14 protein-coding genes are annotated in these 13,917 nt (G+C 69.5%); 12 read left to right on the plus strand and 2 right to left on the minus strand.

Annotation, left to right across the window (positions count from 1 at the left end; translation table 11 throughout):
• The 5 genes from CACI_RS12185 to ald all read left to right on the plus strand — a co-directional run bounded on the left by CACI_RS12185 (nucleotide 1) and on the right by ald (nucleotide 4,371).
• A complete protein-coding gene (locus CACI_RS12185; RefSeq protein WP_012786657.1) occupies nucleotides 1-498 on the plus strand; it encodes a roadblock/LC7 domain-containing protein in 498 nt (165 codons plus the stop codon).
• A complete protein-coding gene (locus CACI_RS12190; protein ID WP_012786658.1) occupies nucleotides 495-920 on the plus strand; it encodes a DUF742 domain-containing protein in 426 nt (141 codons plus the stop codon). The genes CACI_RS12185 and CACI_RS12190 overlap by 4 nt, the downstream gene beginning before the upstream one ends.
• Nucleotides 913-1,497 (plus strand): GTP-binding protein, encoded by a 585-nt coding sequence (locus tag CACI_RS12195; RefSeq protein ID WP_012786659.1) that lies wholly within the window; start codon nucleotides 913-915, stop codon nucleotides 1,495-1,497. Before CACI_RS12190 ends, CACI_RS12195 begins: the two co-directional genes overlap by 8 nt.
• Before the next feature lie 152 nt (nucleotides 1,498-1,649).
• A complete protein-coding gene (locus CACI_RS12200; RefSeq protein ID WP_012786660.1) occupies nucleotides 1,650-2,858 on the plus strand; it encodes an RtcB family protein in 1,209 nt (402 codons plus the stop codon).
• A gap of 397 nt (nucleotides 2,859-3,255) precedes the next feature.
• Nucleotides 3,256-4,371 carry an alanine dehydrogenase gene (gene ald, locus CACI_RS12205; protein ID WP_012786661.1) on the plus strand — a complete coding sequence of 372 codons (1,116 nt, stop codon included), beginning with the start codon at nucleotides 3,256-3,258 and terminating at the stop codon, nucleotides 4,369-4,371.
• A gap of 69 nt (nucleotides 4,372-4,440) precedes the next feature.
• Here ald and CACI_RS12210 read toward each other — a convergent pair whose 3' ends face one another.
• Nucleotides 4,441-5,013 (minus strand): hypothetical protein, encoded by a 573-nt coding sequence (locus CACI_RS12210; protein WP_012786662.1) that lies wholly within the window; start codon nucleotides 5,011-5,013, stop codon nucleotides 4,441-4,443.
• Between the two features lie 187 nt (nucleotides 5,014-5,200).
• Here CACI_RS12210 and xerD point away from each other — a divergent pair, with 187 nt between their 5' ends.
• From xerD to CACI_RS12250, 7 genes are all read left to right on the plus strand, one after another.
• A complete protein-coding gene (xerD, locus tag CACI_RS12215) occupies nucleotides 5,201-6,121 on the plus strand; it encodes a site-specific tyrosine recombinase XerD (protein WP_012786663.1) in 921 nt (306 codons plus the stop codon).
• A 407-nt stretch (nucleotides 6,122-6,528) separates the two neighbouring features.
• Nucleotides 6,529-7,548: a ParA family protein gene (locus CACI_RS12220; RefSeq protein WP_012786664.1), complete on the plus strand. Its 1,020-nt coding sequence runs from the start codon at nucleotides 6,529-6,531 to the stop codon at nucleotides 7,546-7,548.
• Nucleotides 7,549-7,550: 2 nt separating this feature from the next.
• Entirely contained in the window at nucleotides 7,551-8,249 is a 699-nt protein-coding gene (locus CACI_RS12225; protein WP_223297521.1) for a hypothetical protein, read from the plus strand.
• Between the two features lie 16 nt (nucleotides 8,250-8,265).
• Nucleotides 8,266-9,282 (plus strand): segregation and condensation protein A, encoded by a 1,017-nt coding sequence (locus CACI_RS12230; RefSeq protein WP_012786666.1) that lies wholly within the window; start codon nucleotides 8,266-8,268, stop codon nucleotides 9,280-9,282.
• Entirely contained in the window at nucleotides 9,279-10,241 is a 963-nt protein-coding gene (gene scpB / locus CACI_RS52285) for an SMC-Scp complex subunit ScpB (protein ID WP_012786667.1), read from the plus strand. Before CACI_RS12230 ends, scpB begins: the two co-directional genes overlap by 4 nt.
• Nucleotides 10,242-10,403: 162 nt before the next feature.
• Nucleotides 10,404-11,054, plus strand: a complete 651-nt coding sequence (locus CACI_RS45440) for a septum formation family protein (protein ID WP_049871553.1) — start codon at nucleotides 10,404-10,406, stop codon at nucleotides 11,052-11,054.
• Between the two features lie 90 nt (nucleotides 11,055-11,144).
• Entirely contained in the window at nucleotides 11,145-12,143 is a 999-nt protein-coding gene (locus tag CACI_RS12250) for a pseudouridine synthase (RefSeq protein WP_012786669.1), read from the plus strand.
• A 157-nt stretch (nucleotides 12,144-12,300) separates the two neighbouring features.
• On the opposite strand, the gene CACI_RS12255 is transcribed toward CACI_RS12250, so the two are convergent.
• Complete coding sequence (locus tag CACI_RS12255) at nucleotides 12,301-13,851, minus strand: MFS transporter (protein ID WP_012786670.1); 1,551 nt, start codon at nucleotides 13,849-13,851, stop codon at nucleotides 12,301-12,303.
• Nucleotides 13,852-13,917 lie beyond the last annotated feature (66 nt).

A 13,917-nucleotide genomic window follows, 5' to 3' on the forward strand; every position in this document is an offset into this window, starting at 1 on the left:
ATGATCGGCTCAAATAGTGCCGCCCCTTGGGAGAGCGAAGAACAGCGGCTCGCTGCCGACGCCGCGGACTTCACGTGGATGGTCGCCCGCTTCGCCACCGAGACGGCCGGCGTCGTCGACGCCATCGCGGTCTCCTCCGACGGGCTGCTGATCGCCGTCTCGCGCCCTCAGGACCCGGGGTCCTCCGAGCGGCTGGCCGCGGTGGTGTCCGGGATGACGTCCCTGGCCGCCGGCGCCGGCGGCAACTACGGCCTGGGCGCGCTGAACAAGGTCATCATCGACATGGAGGGCGGCTACCTGCTGATCACCCGGATCGGCAGCGGGGCGGTGCTGGGCGCGGTCACCACGGCCGACGCCAAGCTCGCCAACGTCGCCTACGAGATGACGCTGTTCGCCAACCGCGTCGGCGCGGTGCTGAGCCCGGCGCTGATCATCGAGCTGAAGAACACCGTCGGCATGGGCGTCTCCGCGCGCAGACCGGGCGGTGGGCAGGGGTGACCGAGCCGGGCGGGGCGGGCCCCGCCGAGCAGGAGCACAGCGACACCGTCGAGCCGGTCTCGGCGGTGCGCCCGTTCCTGCTCACCGAGGGCCGCGTGGTGGGCGAGGAACAGGCGCTGCCGATGGAGACCCAGCTGGTCTCCACCCCGGAGGCGCTGGCCCAGCTCGAGGAGGCACACCTGGCCTTCGAGCGCCGCGCCATCATCGAGACCTGCCGCGTCCCGGTGTCGCTGGCCGAACTGGCGGCCCGTCTGCGGCTGCACCTGAACGTGGCCCGCGTCCTGGTGGGCGACCTGCACACCCGAGGGCTGCTGACCGTCCACGTCCCGCGCGCGGCCGGCAGCTCGGATCTGGACATTCTGAGAAGGGTGATCGATGGCCTCCGCGCAATCCACACGTCAGGCGGGCCCGGCGATGACTGACGCGACCGCGACGGCGACCGCCACCCGGCCGCCGCAGCCGGTGAAGATGGTCATCTCCGGCGGCTTCGGCGTGGGCAAGACCACCGCCATCGGCGCGGTGAGCGAGATCGAGCCGCTCACCACCGAGGCGGCGATCACCGAGGTCGCCGCCGGCGTGGACGACACCAGCATGACCCCCCGCAAGACCACCACCACCGTGGCGATGGACTTCGGCTGCCTGACCCTGGACCCCACGCTGAAGCTGTACATCTTCGGCACCCCGGGCCAGGACCGCTTCGGGTTCATGTGGAAGGACGTGACCATGGGCGCCCTCGGCGCGCTCGTGGTCGTGGACTCCCGCCGCCTGGACGACTGCTTCCCGGCCGTGGACTACTTCGAGCGCGACGGGACCCCCTTCGCGATCGCGGTGAACGCCTTCGACGGCGTGCTGTCGCACTCGCTGCCCGCCGTGCGCTCGGCGCTGGACGTCGCGCCGGAGGTTCCGGTGGTGGCGTTCGACGCGCGCAGCGCGGATTCGGTGCGCGAGTCGCTCATCGTGGTGCTGGAGCATGCTTTGACGCGGGCTCGGGGGTATTAGAGCGCGGGCGATTCGTATATGAGTTCCCAGAGATGCATCGCTATTCGCGCCGGATGCATCTCGGCAAATTCTGTTGCCCCCAACCGGTTCTCCATGGCCTCATAGTTCCCGTCTTCCAACGGCGGTGAATACGAAAGAGGCAGGGCACAAGCATGTACACGACAGTTCCCGGATCGACCGAGCACAGCTCGCCGATCCGGATGTGGGCCGACCCGGAGTCTGTGGAGCCGCAGGCGCTGGAGCAGCTCCGCAACGTCGCGGCGCTGCCCTGGACCCGCGGGGTCGCCGTGATGCCCGACGTGCACCTCGGGATCGGGGCGACGGTCGGCTCGGTCATCGCGATGGAGGGTGCTGTCTCCCCGGCGGCGGTCGGGGTCGACATCGGCTGCGGGATGTCCGCGGTCAAGACCACCCTGTCCGCCGATCAGCTGCCTGACGACCTCGGCAAGCTGCGGACGCGCATCGAGCAGGCGATTCCGGTCGGGCGGGGCGTGCACCACAAGGGCGTGCGGCTCGAGGCGGTGCAGGAGCCCGGCGCCAAGAAGCCGATGCGGGGCTGGCACGACTTCTGGGAGGGCTTCGACGAGCTCGAACCGTCCGTCACGCGCGGCAAGCGCGGCCGGGTGTCCGAGCAGATGGGGACGCTCGGGGGCGGCAACCACTTCGTCGAGGTGAACCTGGACGCGCGGGGCACGGTCTGGCTCATGCTGCACTCCGGCTCCCGGGGCATCGGCAACCAGCTCGCCGCGCACCACATCGAGGTGGCGCGCACGCTTCCGCAGAACCAGGACCTGCGCGACCCGGACCTCGCGGTCTTCCTCGCGGACACCCCGCAGATGGCTGCCTACCGGCGCGATCTGTTCTGGGCGCAGGAGTACGCGCGGCGCAACCGTGCGGTGATGCTCTGGCTGTTCTCGGAGGTCATGCGCAAGGAGTTCCCGAAGATCGGCTTCGACAAGGCCATCTCCTGCCACCACAACTACGTGGCGGAGGAGACCTACGACGGCGTCGACGTCCTGGTCACCCGCAAGGGGGCGATCCGGGCCGCCGGCGGGGACCTGGGCATCATCCCCGGCTCCATGGGCACCGGCTCCTACATCGTGCGCGGGCTGGGCAACGACGAGGCCTTCAACTCCGCCTCGCATGGCGCGGGCCGCCGGATGAGCCGTACCCAGGCGCGCAAGCAGTTCACCGTCGAGGACCTGAAGCAGCAGACCAAGGGCGTCGAGTGCCGGAAGGACCCCGGGGTCGTCGACGAGATCCCCGGCGCGTACAAGGACATCCGGTCGGTCATGGCGCAGCAGACGGACCTGGTGGAGATCGTCGCCGAGCTGAAGCAGGTCGTCTGCGTGAAGGGCTGACACCCACAGCGCCCCGTCCCCCAGCCGCCCCGCCCCTCCTCGAGACTTCGAGGAAGGGCGGGGTTCTGCCTGCCTTCTCCAGGCCGATGACCTCGGAGACCTTCGATCGCCAGGCCAGTGGCCCATCACGTCGTACGATTTCCGGCTCCCAGCTTGACATCCTGTCAGCGATCCAATCGGTCACGCGGAGATACACTCGCCACAGCGCGTAGGGCGCCAGTCGGTCACTCGATCGCATTCCTCCATATATCGGGTGCCTCTGGCATTTCCCCGGCAAAGCGCACAGCGTCAAACACGGCATCAAGGGCACAAGCACACAGCACGCGAGCCACACCGCACAGCCGGAGCCGACAGCGAGGTCGGCGCCGTACCGCACCGAACGAAGGATCTGGTCGCCATGAAGGTCGGCGTTCCCCGCGAACTCAAGAACAACGAGTACCGCGTCGCGATCACCCCCTCCGGGGTCCATGAGCTGGTCCGCAACGGCCACGAGGTCTTCGTCGAGAAGGACGCCGGCGCGGGCTCCTCGCTGTCCGACGAGCAGTACGTCGCCGCCGGCGCGGCCATCCTGCCCACCGCCGACGAGGTGTGGGCCGTCGGCGACCTGATCCTGAAGGTCAAGGAGCCGATCGCGGCGGAGTACCACCGCATGCGCCGCGACCAGATCCTGTTCACCTACCTGCACCTGGCCGCCTCGCGCGAGTGCACCGACGCCCTGCTGGACTCGGGCATCACCGCCATCGCCTATGAGACCGTGCAGCTGCCCGACGGCTCCCTGCCGCTGCTCGCCCCGATGTCCGAGGTGGCCGGCCGGATGGCGGCCCAGGTCGGCGCGGCGACGCTGCAGAAGGCCAACGGCGGCCGCGGCGTGCTGATGGGCGGCGTGCCCGGCGTGCGGGCCGCGAACGTGGTCGTCATCGGCGGCGGCGTGTCCGGCATCAACGCCGCGGTCATCGCCAAGGGCATGGGCGCCCAGGTGAAGCTGCTCGACAAGAGCATCCACCGGCTGCGCCAGGTCGACGCCGACCAGTTCGGCGCGCTGCAGACCCTGGCCTCCAACGCCTTCGAGATCGAGCAGGCGTGCCTGGAGGCCGACCTGGTCATCGGCGCGGTCCTGGTCCCCGGCGCCAAGGCGCCCAAGCTGGTCAGCAACGAACTGGTCTCGCGCATGAAGCCCGGCTCGGTGCTCGTCGACATCGCCATCGACCAGGGCGGCTGCTTCGAGGACTCGCACCCGACCACGCACGCCGAGCCGACCTTCCAGGTCCACGACTCGGTCTTCTACTGCGTCGCCAACATGCCCGGCGCCGTGCCCTACACCTCCACCTACGCGCTGACCAACGTCACGCTCCCGTACGCGGTCGAGATCGCCAACCACGGCTGGAAGGAAGCGTGCCAGCGCGACCACGCCCTGGCCCTGGGTCTGAACACGCACGACGGCCAGCTGACCTACCCGCAGGTCGGCGAGGCGCACGACCTGCCGTCGCTGAAGCTGGACGAGGTGCTGGCCTAAGCGCCGAACGCGGAAAGGGTCCCGGCCGGAGCCGGGACCCTTTCTCGTCGCTGTCCGCGAAACCGCGGATCACCCCTGGTTGTACGGACCCTGGTTGTACTGACCCTGGTCGTACGGGCCCTGAGGGCCCTGCGGTCCGCCCGGGCCCTGCGGCCCGTTCTGGAACACCGCGCCCAGGTTCTTGATGTCGCCGCCCTTGGCCACGAAGTCCAGGTAGCCGAAGACCGCGACGACGATCGCCAGGATCACGCCCACGTAGGTGCCCCACAGCGCGCCGACGCTCGCCCCGGCGCCCGAGGCGGTCTGGTAGGTCATCCAGCGCAGCAGGACGACGAGCGCGGCGAGCACGCCGCCGGAGAACTCCAGGAAGCCGATCATCAGCGGGGCGAACGGGAGCCGGCCGAGCGCGCCGAGCACGGCCACGGCCGCGACCGCGAGCACGAGCAGGACCGAGAACCAGGCGCCGAAGCCGGCGCTCCACGCGCTGACGCTGGTCTGCACGCCCAGCGCCTTCAGCTCCGAGGAGCTGCCCCCGCTCAGGCCGTACCAGGCGAAGAAGCTGTCGATGAACATCAGCAGCGCGCCGACGACGATCGCCGAACCGTTGCGGCCGAGTCTGGCTTGAAGTGTTTTGAAGTCCATTGCCCGAAACCCCCTGATATATGAATGCGTGACGAACGCACGTCCCGACACGATGCCGGAACGACTGTTTTACGCCATCACACCCCCTACAAGTAAAGTCCCGCCGACAAAGGCCTTAGCAAACATCAGCGAAACGGCACCCCACCAGCCGTCCCATCAGAAACCTGATGGCGCGCGGCCGGGTAGCGTGAACGGCGTGTCCGACGACCTCGATTCCCGTGTGAAGGCCCATCTGGAGCACCTCTCCGTGGAGCGGGGGCTCAGTGCCAACACCCTTGCCGCGTATCGGAGAGACCTATCGCGGTACAGGGTTTTCTTGGATACGCGGGACCGTGCAAATTTCAGCGACATCGATCGCGCGGACGTCTCCGCGTTCCTCGCGAGCCTCCAGGACGGCGCCGCATCGTCCGCCGCCCGCACAATGTCCGCAGTGCGGGGATTGCACCGGTTCGCCGTGGCGGAAGGCTGGGTCGGTGTCGACGTCAGCGATGACGTCGCTCCGCCCCAAGTACCCATGCGGCTGCCCAAGGCACTGCCGCTGGACGATATCGAGCGCCTGCTCGCCGCGACCGAGATCGACGAACCCATGGCGCTGCGGGACAGGGCCCTGCTGGAGTTCTTGTACAGCACCGGCGCCCGCGTGAGCGAGGCGGTCGCGCTGGACGTGGACGACATCGACCGCGAGGACCGCACGGTAGTCCTGGACGGCAAGGGCGGCAAGCAGCGCCTCGTCCCCGTCGGCTCCTACGCCTGCCGGGCGGTCGACGACTATCTCGTGCGGCTGCGTCCGGAGCTGACGCGCAAGGCCCGATCGGGCAACGGCGGGGCGCTGTTCCTCAACGCGCGCGGCGGTCGGCTGACGCGTCAGGGTGCGTGGACGGTCCTCGGCGCGGTCGCCGAGCGCGTAGGGCTCGCAGGCAGGGTTTCCCCGCACACTTTGCGGCACTCCTTCGCGACCCACCTGCTGGACGGGGGAGCGGACATCCGCACCGTGCAGGAGCTGCTGGGTCACAGTTCGGCCACGACGACCCAGATCTACACCCGGGTGACTGTCGACAGACTGCGTGAGGTGTACGCCACGAGCCATCCCAGGGCCCTGAACAGCTGATCGCGGTACGCTGACCGTTCGGGGCGGGGGTCGCGCCGGGCTTCGGCGGGCGCTTCGGCGGACACTGAGACCCGATCGTGACCTACCCTCCTGATATGAGATGACAGATAGCCGCGAGGCATACCGGTTCGGGTGATTTATCTCGCGTTTTCCGCCCGCAACCAGGGTGAAACGACCCGGGTGTGTCTCATTGCCTTGCTGTAATGACACCGTGCCCATAGAGTCACTCCAGCGATGAGAGTGGGCAAGTCGGTAAGGAGGTAGAACGACTTGTGAATGAGTCGACATTTGCCGCCGGCCAGGTGGTCGCACCGACCTCCGCCGCCCCGGGCGGCTCCGCCGGCGCGATGGCGTCTCAGACGGGGATGCCGCCTGCTCCTCGTCATCCACAGCGTTCCGAGGACATGATGAACACGACTGACAAGACCTCCGACGCCACCCGCGCCGGAGTGGAGTTCGACGATCCCTACGGCATCATCGAGGACGAACTCCGCTACCAGGACGGGTTCGACCCGGACGCGGAGATAGAGCCCGACCCCGATTACGCCGCCACCCTGGCGCCGGACCCGGCCACGCAGCGCCGCGAGCGGGTGGGCCCGACCGGCCGCCCGATGCCGCGCTTCCCGGTGCCCCGCCCGCCCGTCGAGCACGGCCCGGCGCGCATCATCGCGATGTGCAACCAGAAGGGCGGGGTCGGCAAGACCACCTCGACCATCAACCTGGGCGCGGCGCTGGCCGAGTACGGGCAGAAGGTGCTGCTGGTCGACTTCGACCCGCAGGGCGCGCTGTCGGTGGGCCTGGGCGTGAACCCGATGGAGCTGGACCGCACGGTCTACAACCTGCTGATGCACCGGGGCGTGAACGTCGAGGACGTGCTGCTCAAGACGGTGACGCCGGGCATGGACCTGCTGCCGTCCAACATCGACCTGTCGGCCGCCGAGGTCCAGCTGGTCACCGAGGTGGCCCGGGAGTCGGCGCTGGCCCGCACGCTCAAGCCGGTGATGCACGACTACGACTTCATCATCATCGACTGCCAGCCCTCCCTGGGCCTGCTCACGGTCAACGCCCTGACGGCCGCGCACAGCGTGATCGTCCCGCTGGAGTGCGAGTTCTTCGCGCTGCGCGGCGTGGCGCTGCTCACCGAGACCATCGAGAAGGTCCGCGAGCGGCTGAACCCCGAGCTGGAGCTGGACGGCATCCTGGCCACCATGTACGACGCCCGCACCGTGCACGGCCGCGAGGTGCTGGCCCGCGTGGTCCAGGCCTTCGGCCCGCAGGTGTTCCACACCGTGATCGGCCGCACCGTCCGCTTCCCGGAGACCACCGTCGCCGGCGAGCCCATCACCTCCTACGCCTCGGCCTCGGTGGGCGCCGCCGCCTACCGCCAGCTGGCGAGGGAGGTTCTGGTCCGGTGCCACGCCGGGTGAGGATGCCCGCGGCTGACGAGCTGTTCCGCACCACCGCCGGCAACGGCACGCTGGTGCGCGACGGCCGCGAGGTGCGTGAGGCCCGCGAGGGTCGCGACGGTCGCGACGGTCGCGAGGACGACGTCGAGCGCCCGGCGCGCGACCGGAGCCACGGCTCCGCCGCGTCGCCGAACGCGGCCGGCACGGCGGGCGCGACCGGCGCCGCCGGGTCCAAGGGCCCGGCCAAGTCGGTTCCGGCGCCGGCAGTCTCCGCGGAGGAGGCTGCGGCTGCGGTGCAGGCTTCCGCGACGGCGCCTGAGCAGAGTGGTCAGGTTTCCCCTTCCGCTCCCGCCTCGGTAGCCGCGTCGATGCCTTCGCGATCGGACACGTCAGCCTCCGCCCCGGCACCGGTTCAGGCGACCGCGGCCGCGCAGGCCGCTCCCGTGGCACCGGCGCCGTCGCCGTCCGCGGCGCAGTCCCGCAAGGTCACGGCTCCGCGCCGGCCGAGCGGCCGCGAACGCCACGACGAGAAGATCACCGTCTACGTGTCCCCGGACGAACTCCTGGGACTGGAACACGCACGCATCATGCTGCGCGGCGAGTACGGCTTGGCGGTGGACCGGGGGCGCATCGTCCGCGAGGCGGTCGCCGCGCTGCTGGCCGACCTCGACGCGCGCGGGCGGGACAGCATCCTGGTCAAGCGGCTGTCCGCCGGCGGGTGACCGCTAGAGTGCAAGCGTGAGTGTGGAAGTAGATCAAGCCGATCAGGCCTTGCCGCCGCCGGCGGACGCCGCGGAGGCGGGCGCCGGCGAGGCCGCAGCGGCCGGCGCGGCAGCCGTCGCCGCCGACCCCGCCACCGCCACCGGCGCGGCCGAGGACACAGCGGCCCGCGTCGACGGCTTCCAGGTCAGCCTCCCGCAGTTCGAGGGTCCCTTCGACCTCCTCCTGGGCCTGATCGCCAAGCACAAGCTGGACGTCACCACCCTCGCGCTGTCCAAGGTCACCGACGAGTTCATCGCCTACATCCGCGCCATGGGCGACTCCTGGGACCTGGACCAGGCCTCCGAATTCCTGGTCATCGCCGCCACCCTCCTGGACCTGAAGGCCGCCCGCCTCCTCCCCGCCGCCGAGGTCGAGGACGAAGGCGACCTGGCCCTGCTGGAAGCACGCGACCTCCTGTTCGCCCGCCTCCTGCAGTACAAGGCCTACAAGCAGGTCGCCACCGAACTCGGCCACCGCCACGCCACCGCGGGCCGCATGTTCCCCCGTGCGGTGAAGCTGGAACCCTCCTTCGCGGACCTGCTCCCCGAAGTCATCATCAACCTGACCCCAGAGCAATTCGCCGCCCTGGCCGTCAAGGCGATGACCCCCAAAACGCCGCCAGAGGTCTACGTCACCCACCTCCACGGCAGCACCGTCAGCGTCCGCGAACAGGTAGCAGTCCTCATCGCCAAGATGCGCGAGTACCGCACAGCCTCCTTCGACAAACTCTGCGACGACGCCCCCGACACCCTGACCATCGTCGCCCGCTTCCTCGGCCTCCTGGAACTCTTCCGCGAAGCAGCCGTCATGTTCGACCAATCCGACGCCTTCGCCGAACTCACCGTCCGCTGGACCGGCACCGAAGAGGGCGACCTGAAGGTCGCCGTCGACGAATTCGACCGCAGCGCCCCCGCCGAAGACGACGAGGCCGAGGACGAGGCCGAACCACAGCACACGCTCGACGAAGACCGGGAACCAGGAGACCAGCAATGAGCGACGACTGGGAGTACGACAGCCCGGAGTACGCCGCCCACGCCGAGGCCGCCGAGGCCGCAGAGAACGCCGCGGAAGACCACGCCGCCGAGCAGGCCGGTTCCGCTCCCGCCGCCGAGGTTCCCGCCGCTTCCGCCGAGGCTCCCGGCGCGAGCAGTCAGACTGCTGATTCTGCCGATGCCACGCCCGCCGCCGAATCCACCGAGCGCGAACCCGCAGCATCTCCTGCCCCTGCATCCAGCCTCCCCGCTCCCCGCAGCAAGTCCAAGTCCCGCCTTCCATCTCCGCGTACCGAATCCACTCCCGGCGATTCCACTCCCGGCAATTCCACTCCTGGCGATTCGACTCCCGCCGACCCCGCCCTCGCTCACCTCGACGACGCCACCTGGCAGCTCTCCACCGACATGGCGCCCCTCCCGCCCCTGCGCCAGTGCCTGGAGGCGATCCTCCTGGTGGTCGAGGAGCCGGTGGTCGACGTCGTCCTGGCGCAGATCACCGAGCGCCCGCGCGACGAGGTGGTCCAGACCCTGCACGAGCTCGCGGCGGAGTACACCGAGCAGCAGCGCGGCTTCGACCTGCGCCAAGTCGCGGGCGGCTGGCGGTTCTACACCCGGACCGCGTGCGCCCCGCTGGTGGAGAAGTTCGTCCTCGACGGCCAGCAAGCCAAGCTCAGCCAGCCAGCCCTGGAAACCCTCGCCGTCGTCGCCTACCGCCAGCCCGTCAGCCGCTCCCGCATCTCCGCCGTCCGCGGCGTCAACTGCGACGGCGTCATGCGCACCCTCCTCACCCGCGGCCTCATCGAGGAAGCCGGCACCGACGCCGACTCCGGCGCCATCCTCTACCGAACCACCCTCCTCTTCCTCGAAAAAATGGGCATGCACACCCTGGACGAGCTGCCCGCCCTGGCCCCGCTCCTGCCCTCGGTGGAGTCGATGGAGGAGTCCGAGACTCTCGCCTGATTCCGTGACGATTCAGGCATCGATCATGAGTGTGTCAACTGAGCAATACGCTGTCGGCACCGTCCACTACAGTTCACCGCCATGACCGAACCTCAATCGAGCCAGTCGCCCTACCAGGGCATATCTGGTCCCGGCGGAAATTACGCGCCGACCCAGGACCAGATGCCCTATGCGGCGCAGAACCCCTACGGCCAGCAGCAGCCGCAGTATGGCCAGGGCGCGCCACAGAATCCGTATGCCCAGGCGCCGCAGAACCCTTACGGCAACGGCAATGGCACCAGCAACGCCGGCTTCGGCTACGGCCCGCCGCCGAAGCGCCGCCGCGGCCAGACGCTCGTCTACGTCCGCCTCGGCATCTTCGTCGTCGTCCTGATCGCCGGCGGCATCAGCTGGATGGTCACCAACTCCCACAAGTCCCACCGGGACGCCACCGGCACCATCAGCAAGGGCGGCAACCTCGACGCCGTCAGCCTGCGCGCCGGCGACTGCTACGAGAGGCCCGCGGACGCCTCGGTCGCCTTCGACTCGGTGAAGGCCATCCCCTGCACCCAGCCGCACAACGCCCAGGCCTTCTACAGCTTCACCTACCCCGGCGCCACCTCGGTCGCCCCAACCGACGACGACCTGACAGCCAACGCCCAGCCGCTGTGCGAGAACGCGGCGAAGACCAAGGTCGACCAGTCCAAGCTCCCGCAGAGCGCGGAGGCCAGCATGCTGTTCGCCGACGGCAGCACCTGGTCGCAGGGGTACCACGACATCACCTGCGTGTACGAGAACGACGCCGACTACACCGGCTCGATCCTCGCCGGCTAGACCGGCCGCGCAGCCGGCACACCGCGCGCTCGTCCCCCGCCTGAACGAGGGCGGACGAGCGGGGGTCCCCGATAGGGGACAATGGTTGCCATGAACACCCCCGCTCGCCGTTCCCAGCCCAGCAAGTCCGGTGGAGGCCGGGGCTCCGGCTCCGGTGGCGGAGCGCGGGGTTCCGGCGGCTCTCGGCAGGCTGGTGCGGGTTCCGGTGGGTCTCGGCAGCCTGCGCCCGCTGGTGGACGTTCGCCTGGCAAGGCTGGTGGTCGCTCCGGTGGGTCGGGCGGTGGTGGCAATGCTTCCGGCGCGAATGCCGCCGCCGGCTCCGGTGGTCGTGACTGGCGCGACTATGACCCCTTTGCGGACGCCAACGAAGAGGGCATCCGCCTTCAGAAGGTTCTGGCGCAGGCCGGGGTCGGCAGTCGGCGGGTCAGCGAGGATCTGATCGCCGCCGGCCGGGTTGAGGTCAACGGTGAGATCGTGCGGCATCAGGGCATGCGCGTGGATCCCGAGACCGCGGTGATCCGGGTCGACGGGATGCGCATCTCGACCGCTGAGGGGATCGTGCACTTCGCGTTCAACAAGCCGATGGGCGTGGTGTCCGCCATGGACGACCCGGATCGGCCCAACCTCGGCGACTACGTGCGCGGGCGCAACGAGCGCCTGTTCCACATCGGACGCCTCGACGTCGACACCGAGGGCCTGATCCTGCTGACCAACGACGGGGAACTCGCGCACCGGCTGGCGCATCCGTCCTACGAGATCCGCAAGGTCTACCGCGCGCAGGTCTACGGCACCGTGCCGAAGGACCTGGGCCGCCGCCTGCGCGAGGGCGTGGACCTGGAGGACGGTCTGGCACGCGTCGACCACTTCCGCCTGCTGGACTCCGTCGGCCGCAACGCGCTGGTGGAGATCACCATCCACGAAGGCCGCAACCGCATCGTCCGGCGCATCATGGACGCGGTCGGGCTCCCCGTGCGCGGCCTGGTGCGCACCAAGTTCGGCCCGATCTCGCTCGGCGACCAGAAGCCCGAGCGCATGCGTCCGCTCAACAAGGAAGAGGTCGGCGCGGTCTACAAGTCCGTCGGACTCTAGGAAACGCGAGTTAGACAGCGGGCTCTAAGAAGCGCGAGCAATACAACCGACCAATACAACCGAGCAGCACACCACGGAGCGCCCCCCGGAATGATCTCCAGGGGGCGCTCCGCTGTCTTCAGTGATTCAGTAGCTCAGTTCAGCGCGAGCCGGGTACTCACACCGCCGCAGCCCCGGCGGCCGTAGCGGCCCGCTCGTGCTTGTCCAAGCGGTACAGGTGGAAGGAGAACACCGCCGCCAGCAGCGTCACGACCACTCCGGCGCCGGACAGCACCGCCATCGCGTGTCCCGCGGCGTGCACCGCGTGGCCGGCGGCCACCGTCAGGTACAGCGTGCCGAGGGAGGCGATGCCGACCACCTGGGCCAGCTGCGCGTTCGTCGCCAGCGTGCCCGAGGCGTCCGAGGCGTCGGCGACCGGGACCCGCATCAGGGCCAGGGTCATGGTCGGGGCGTTGGCGATACCGATGCCGAAGCCGTAGACCAGCTGGTTCAGGTAGAACCACACGCCGCCGTAGCCGCCGTCCTTGAACATCCAGATCTGCGCCGCGGTGGCCGCCGCGCCGATCAGCAGGCCCAGGAACGACATGCGCCGGACCAGGTGCGCCGGGATCCGGCGCCAGAAGTAGCTCACCAGGCCGAAGGTCGCGGCGCAGGGGGCGAAGGCCAGGCCGGTCTTCAGCGCGCTGAAGCCCAGGGTGCCCTGCAGGTGGATCGCGGTGGCGAACAGGTTGCCGGCGTAGACGACCATGGTCAGGAAGATCACGATCAGCGAGGGCTTCATGCCCGACATCTGCAGGATGCGCCCGGGCAGGATCGGGGAGTCGCCGCGGCGCGCCACCCGGCGCTCGACGGCCAGGAACAGGGCGAGCAGCGGGACGGACGCGGCCAGCAGCACCCAGCCCCACAGCGGCCAGTGCTCGTCGTGGCCCAGGACCAGCGGCACGACCAGCGCCAGGATCGTCGGGGACAGCGTCAGCACGCCGGCCAGGTCCACCTTGTTGCCCGCCGCGCTGTTCTGCGGCTTGACCGAGGGCAGCGAGCGGATCGCCGCGATGTACAGCACGATGCCGATCGGCACGTTCACCAGGAACACCGGGCGCCACGACCACCCGAACAGGTTCGCGGTCACCAGGATGCCGCCGAGCACCTGCCCGACCACGATCCCGGAGGCCAGCACCGCGGTCCAGGCGCTCATCGCCTTGGCGCGGGCCTCGCCCTGGAAGGTCTGCTGGATCAGGCTCAGGACCTGCGGCAGCATCACGGCCGCGGCTATGCCCTGGATCACCCGGAAGATGATGAGCTCGCCGGTGCTCTGGGCCAGCCCGCAGGCCAGCGAGGCGATGGTGAAGCCGACCAGTCCGGACTTGAACAGCCGTTCGTGGCCCAGGATCCGGCCCAGGCGCGCGCCGGTCACCAGCAGCACCGCGTAGGCGATGATGTAGCCGGCGGCGACCATCTGCAGGCCGGCGCCGGAGGCGTGCAGCTTCTCGTGGATGCTCGGCAGCGCCACGTTGACGATCGAGCCGTCCAGCAGCGCCATGAAGTAGCCGACGAGCACCGTGGCCAGGATCAGCCCCGACCGGCGGTTGCCGGCCGGGGCGCTCGCAGCGCCGGCCGTACGCTCGTGTCTTGTCGGGCTTAAGGTGGTGGTGCCCCCGGCGGCGGGGGTCGACATCTGGTTCGGTCCGGTCCCGGACTCGCTCAACATCTTGGTCACAACACCAGGATGCGCGGCTCTTTATGGGGGTACCAGGAGTCCAGTTATCCTATTACC

It is taken from the genome of Catenulispora acidiphila DSM 44928, from assembly GCF_000024025.1.
Lineage (GTDB): Bacteria > Actinomycetota > Actinomycetes > Streptomycetales > Catenulisporaceae > Catenulispora > Catenulispora acidiphila.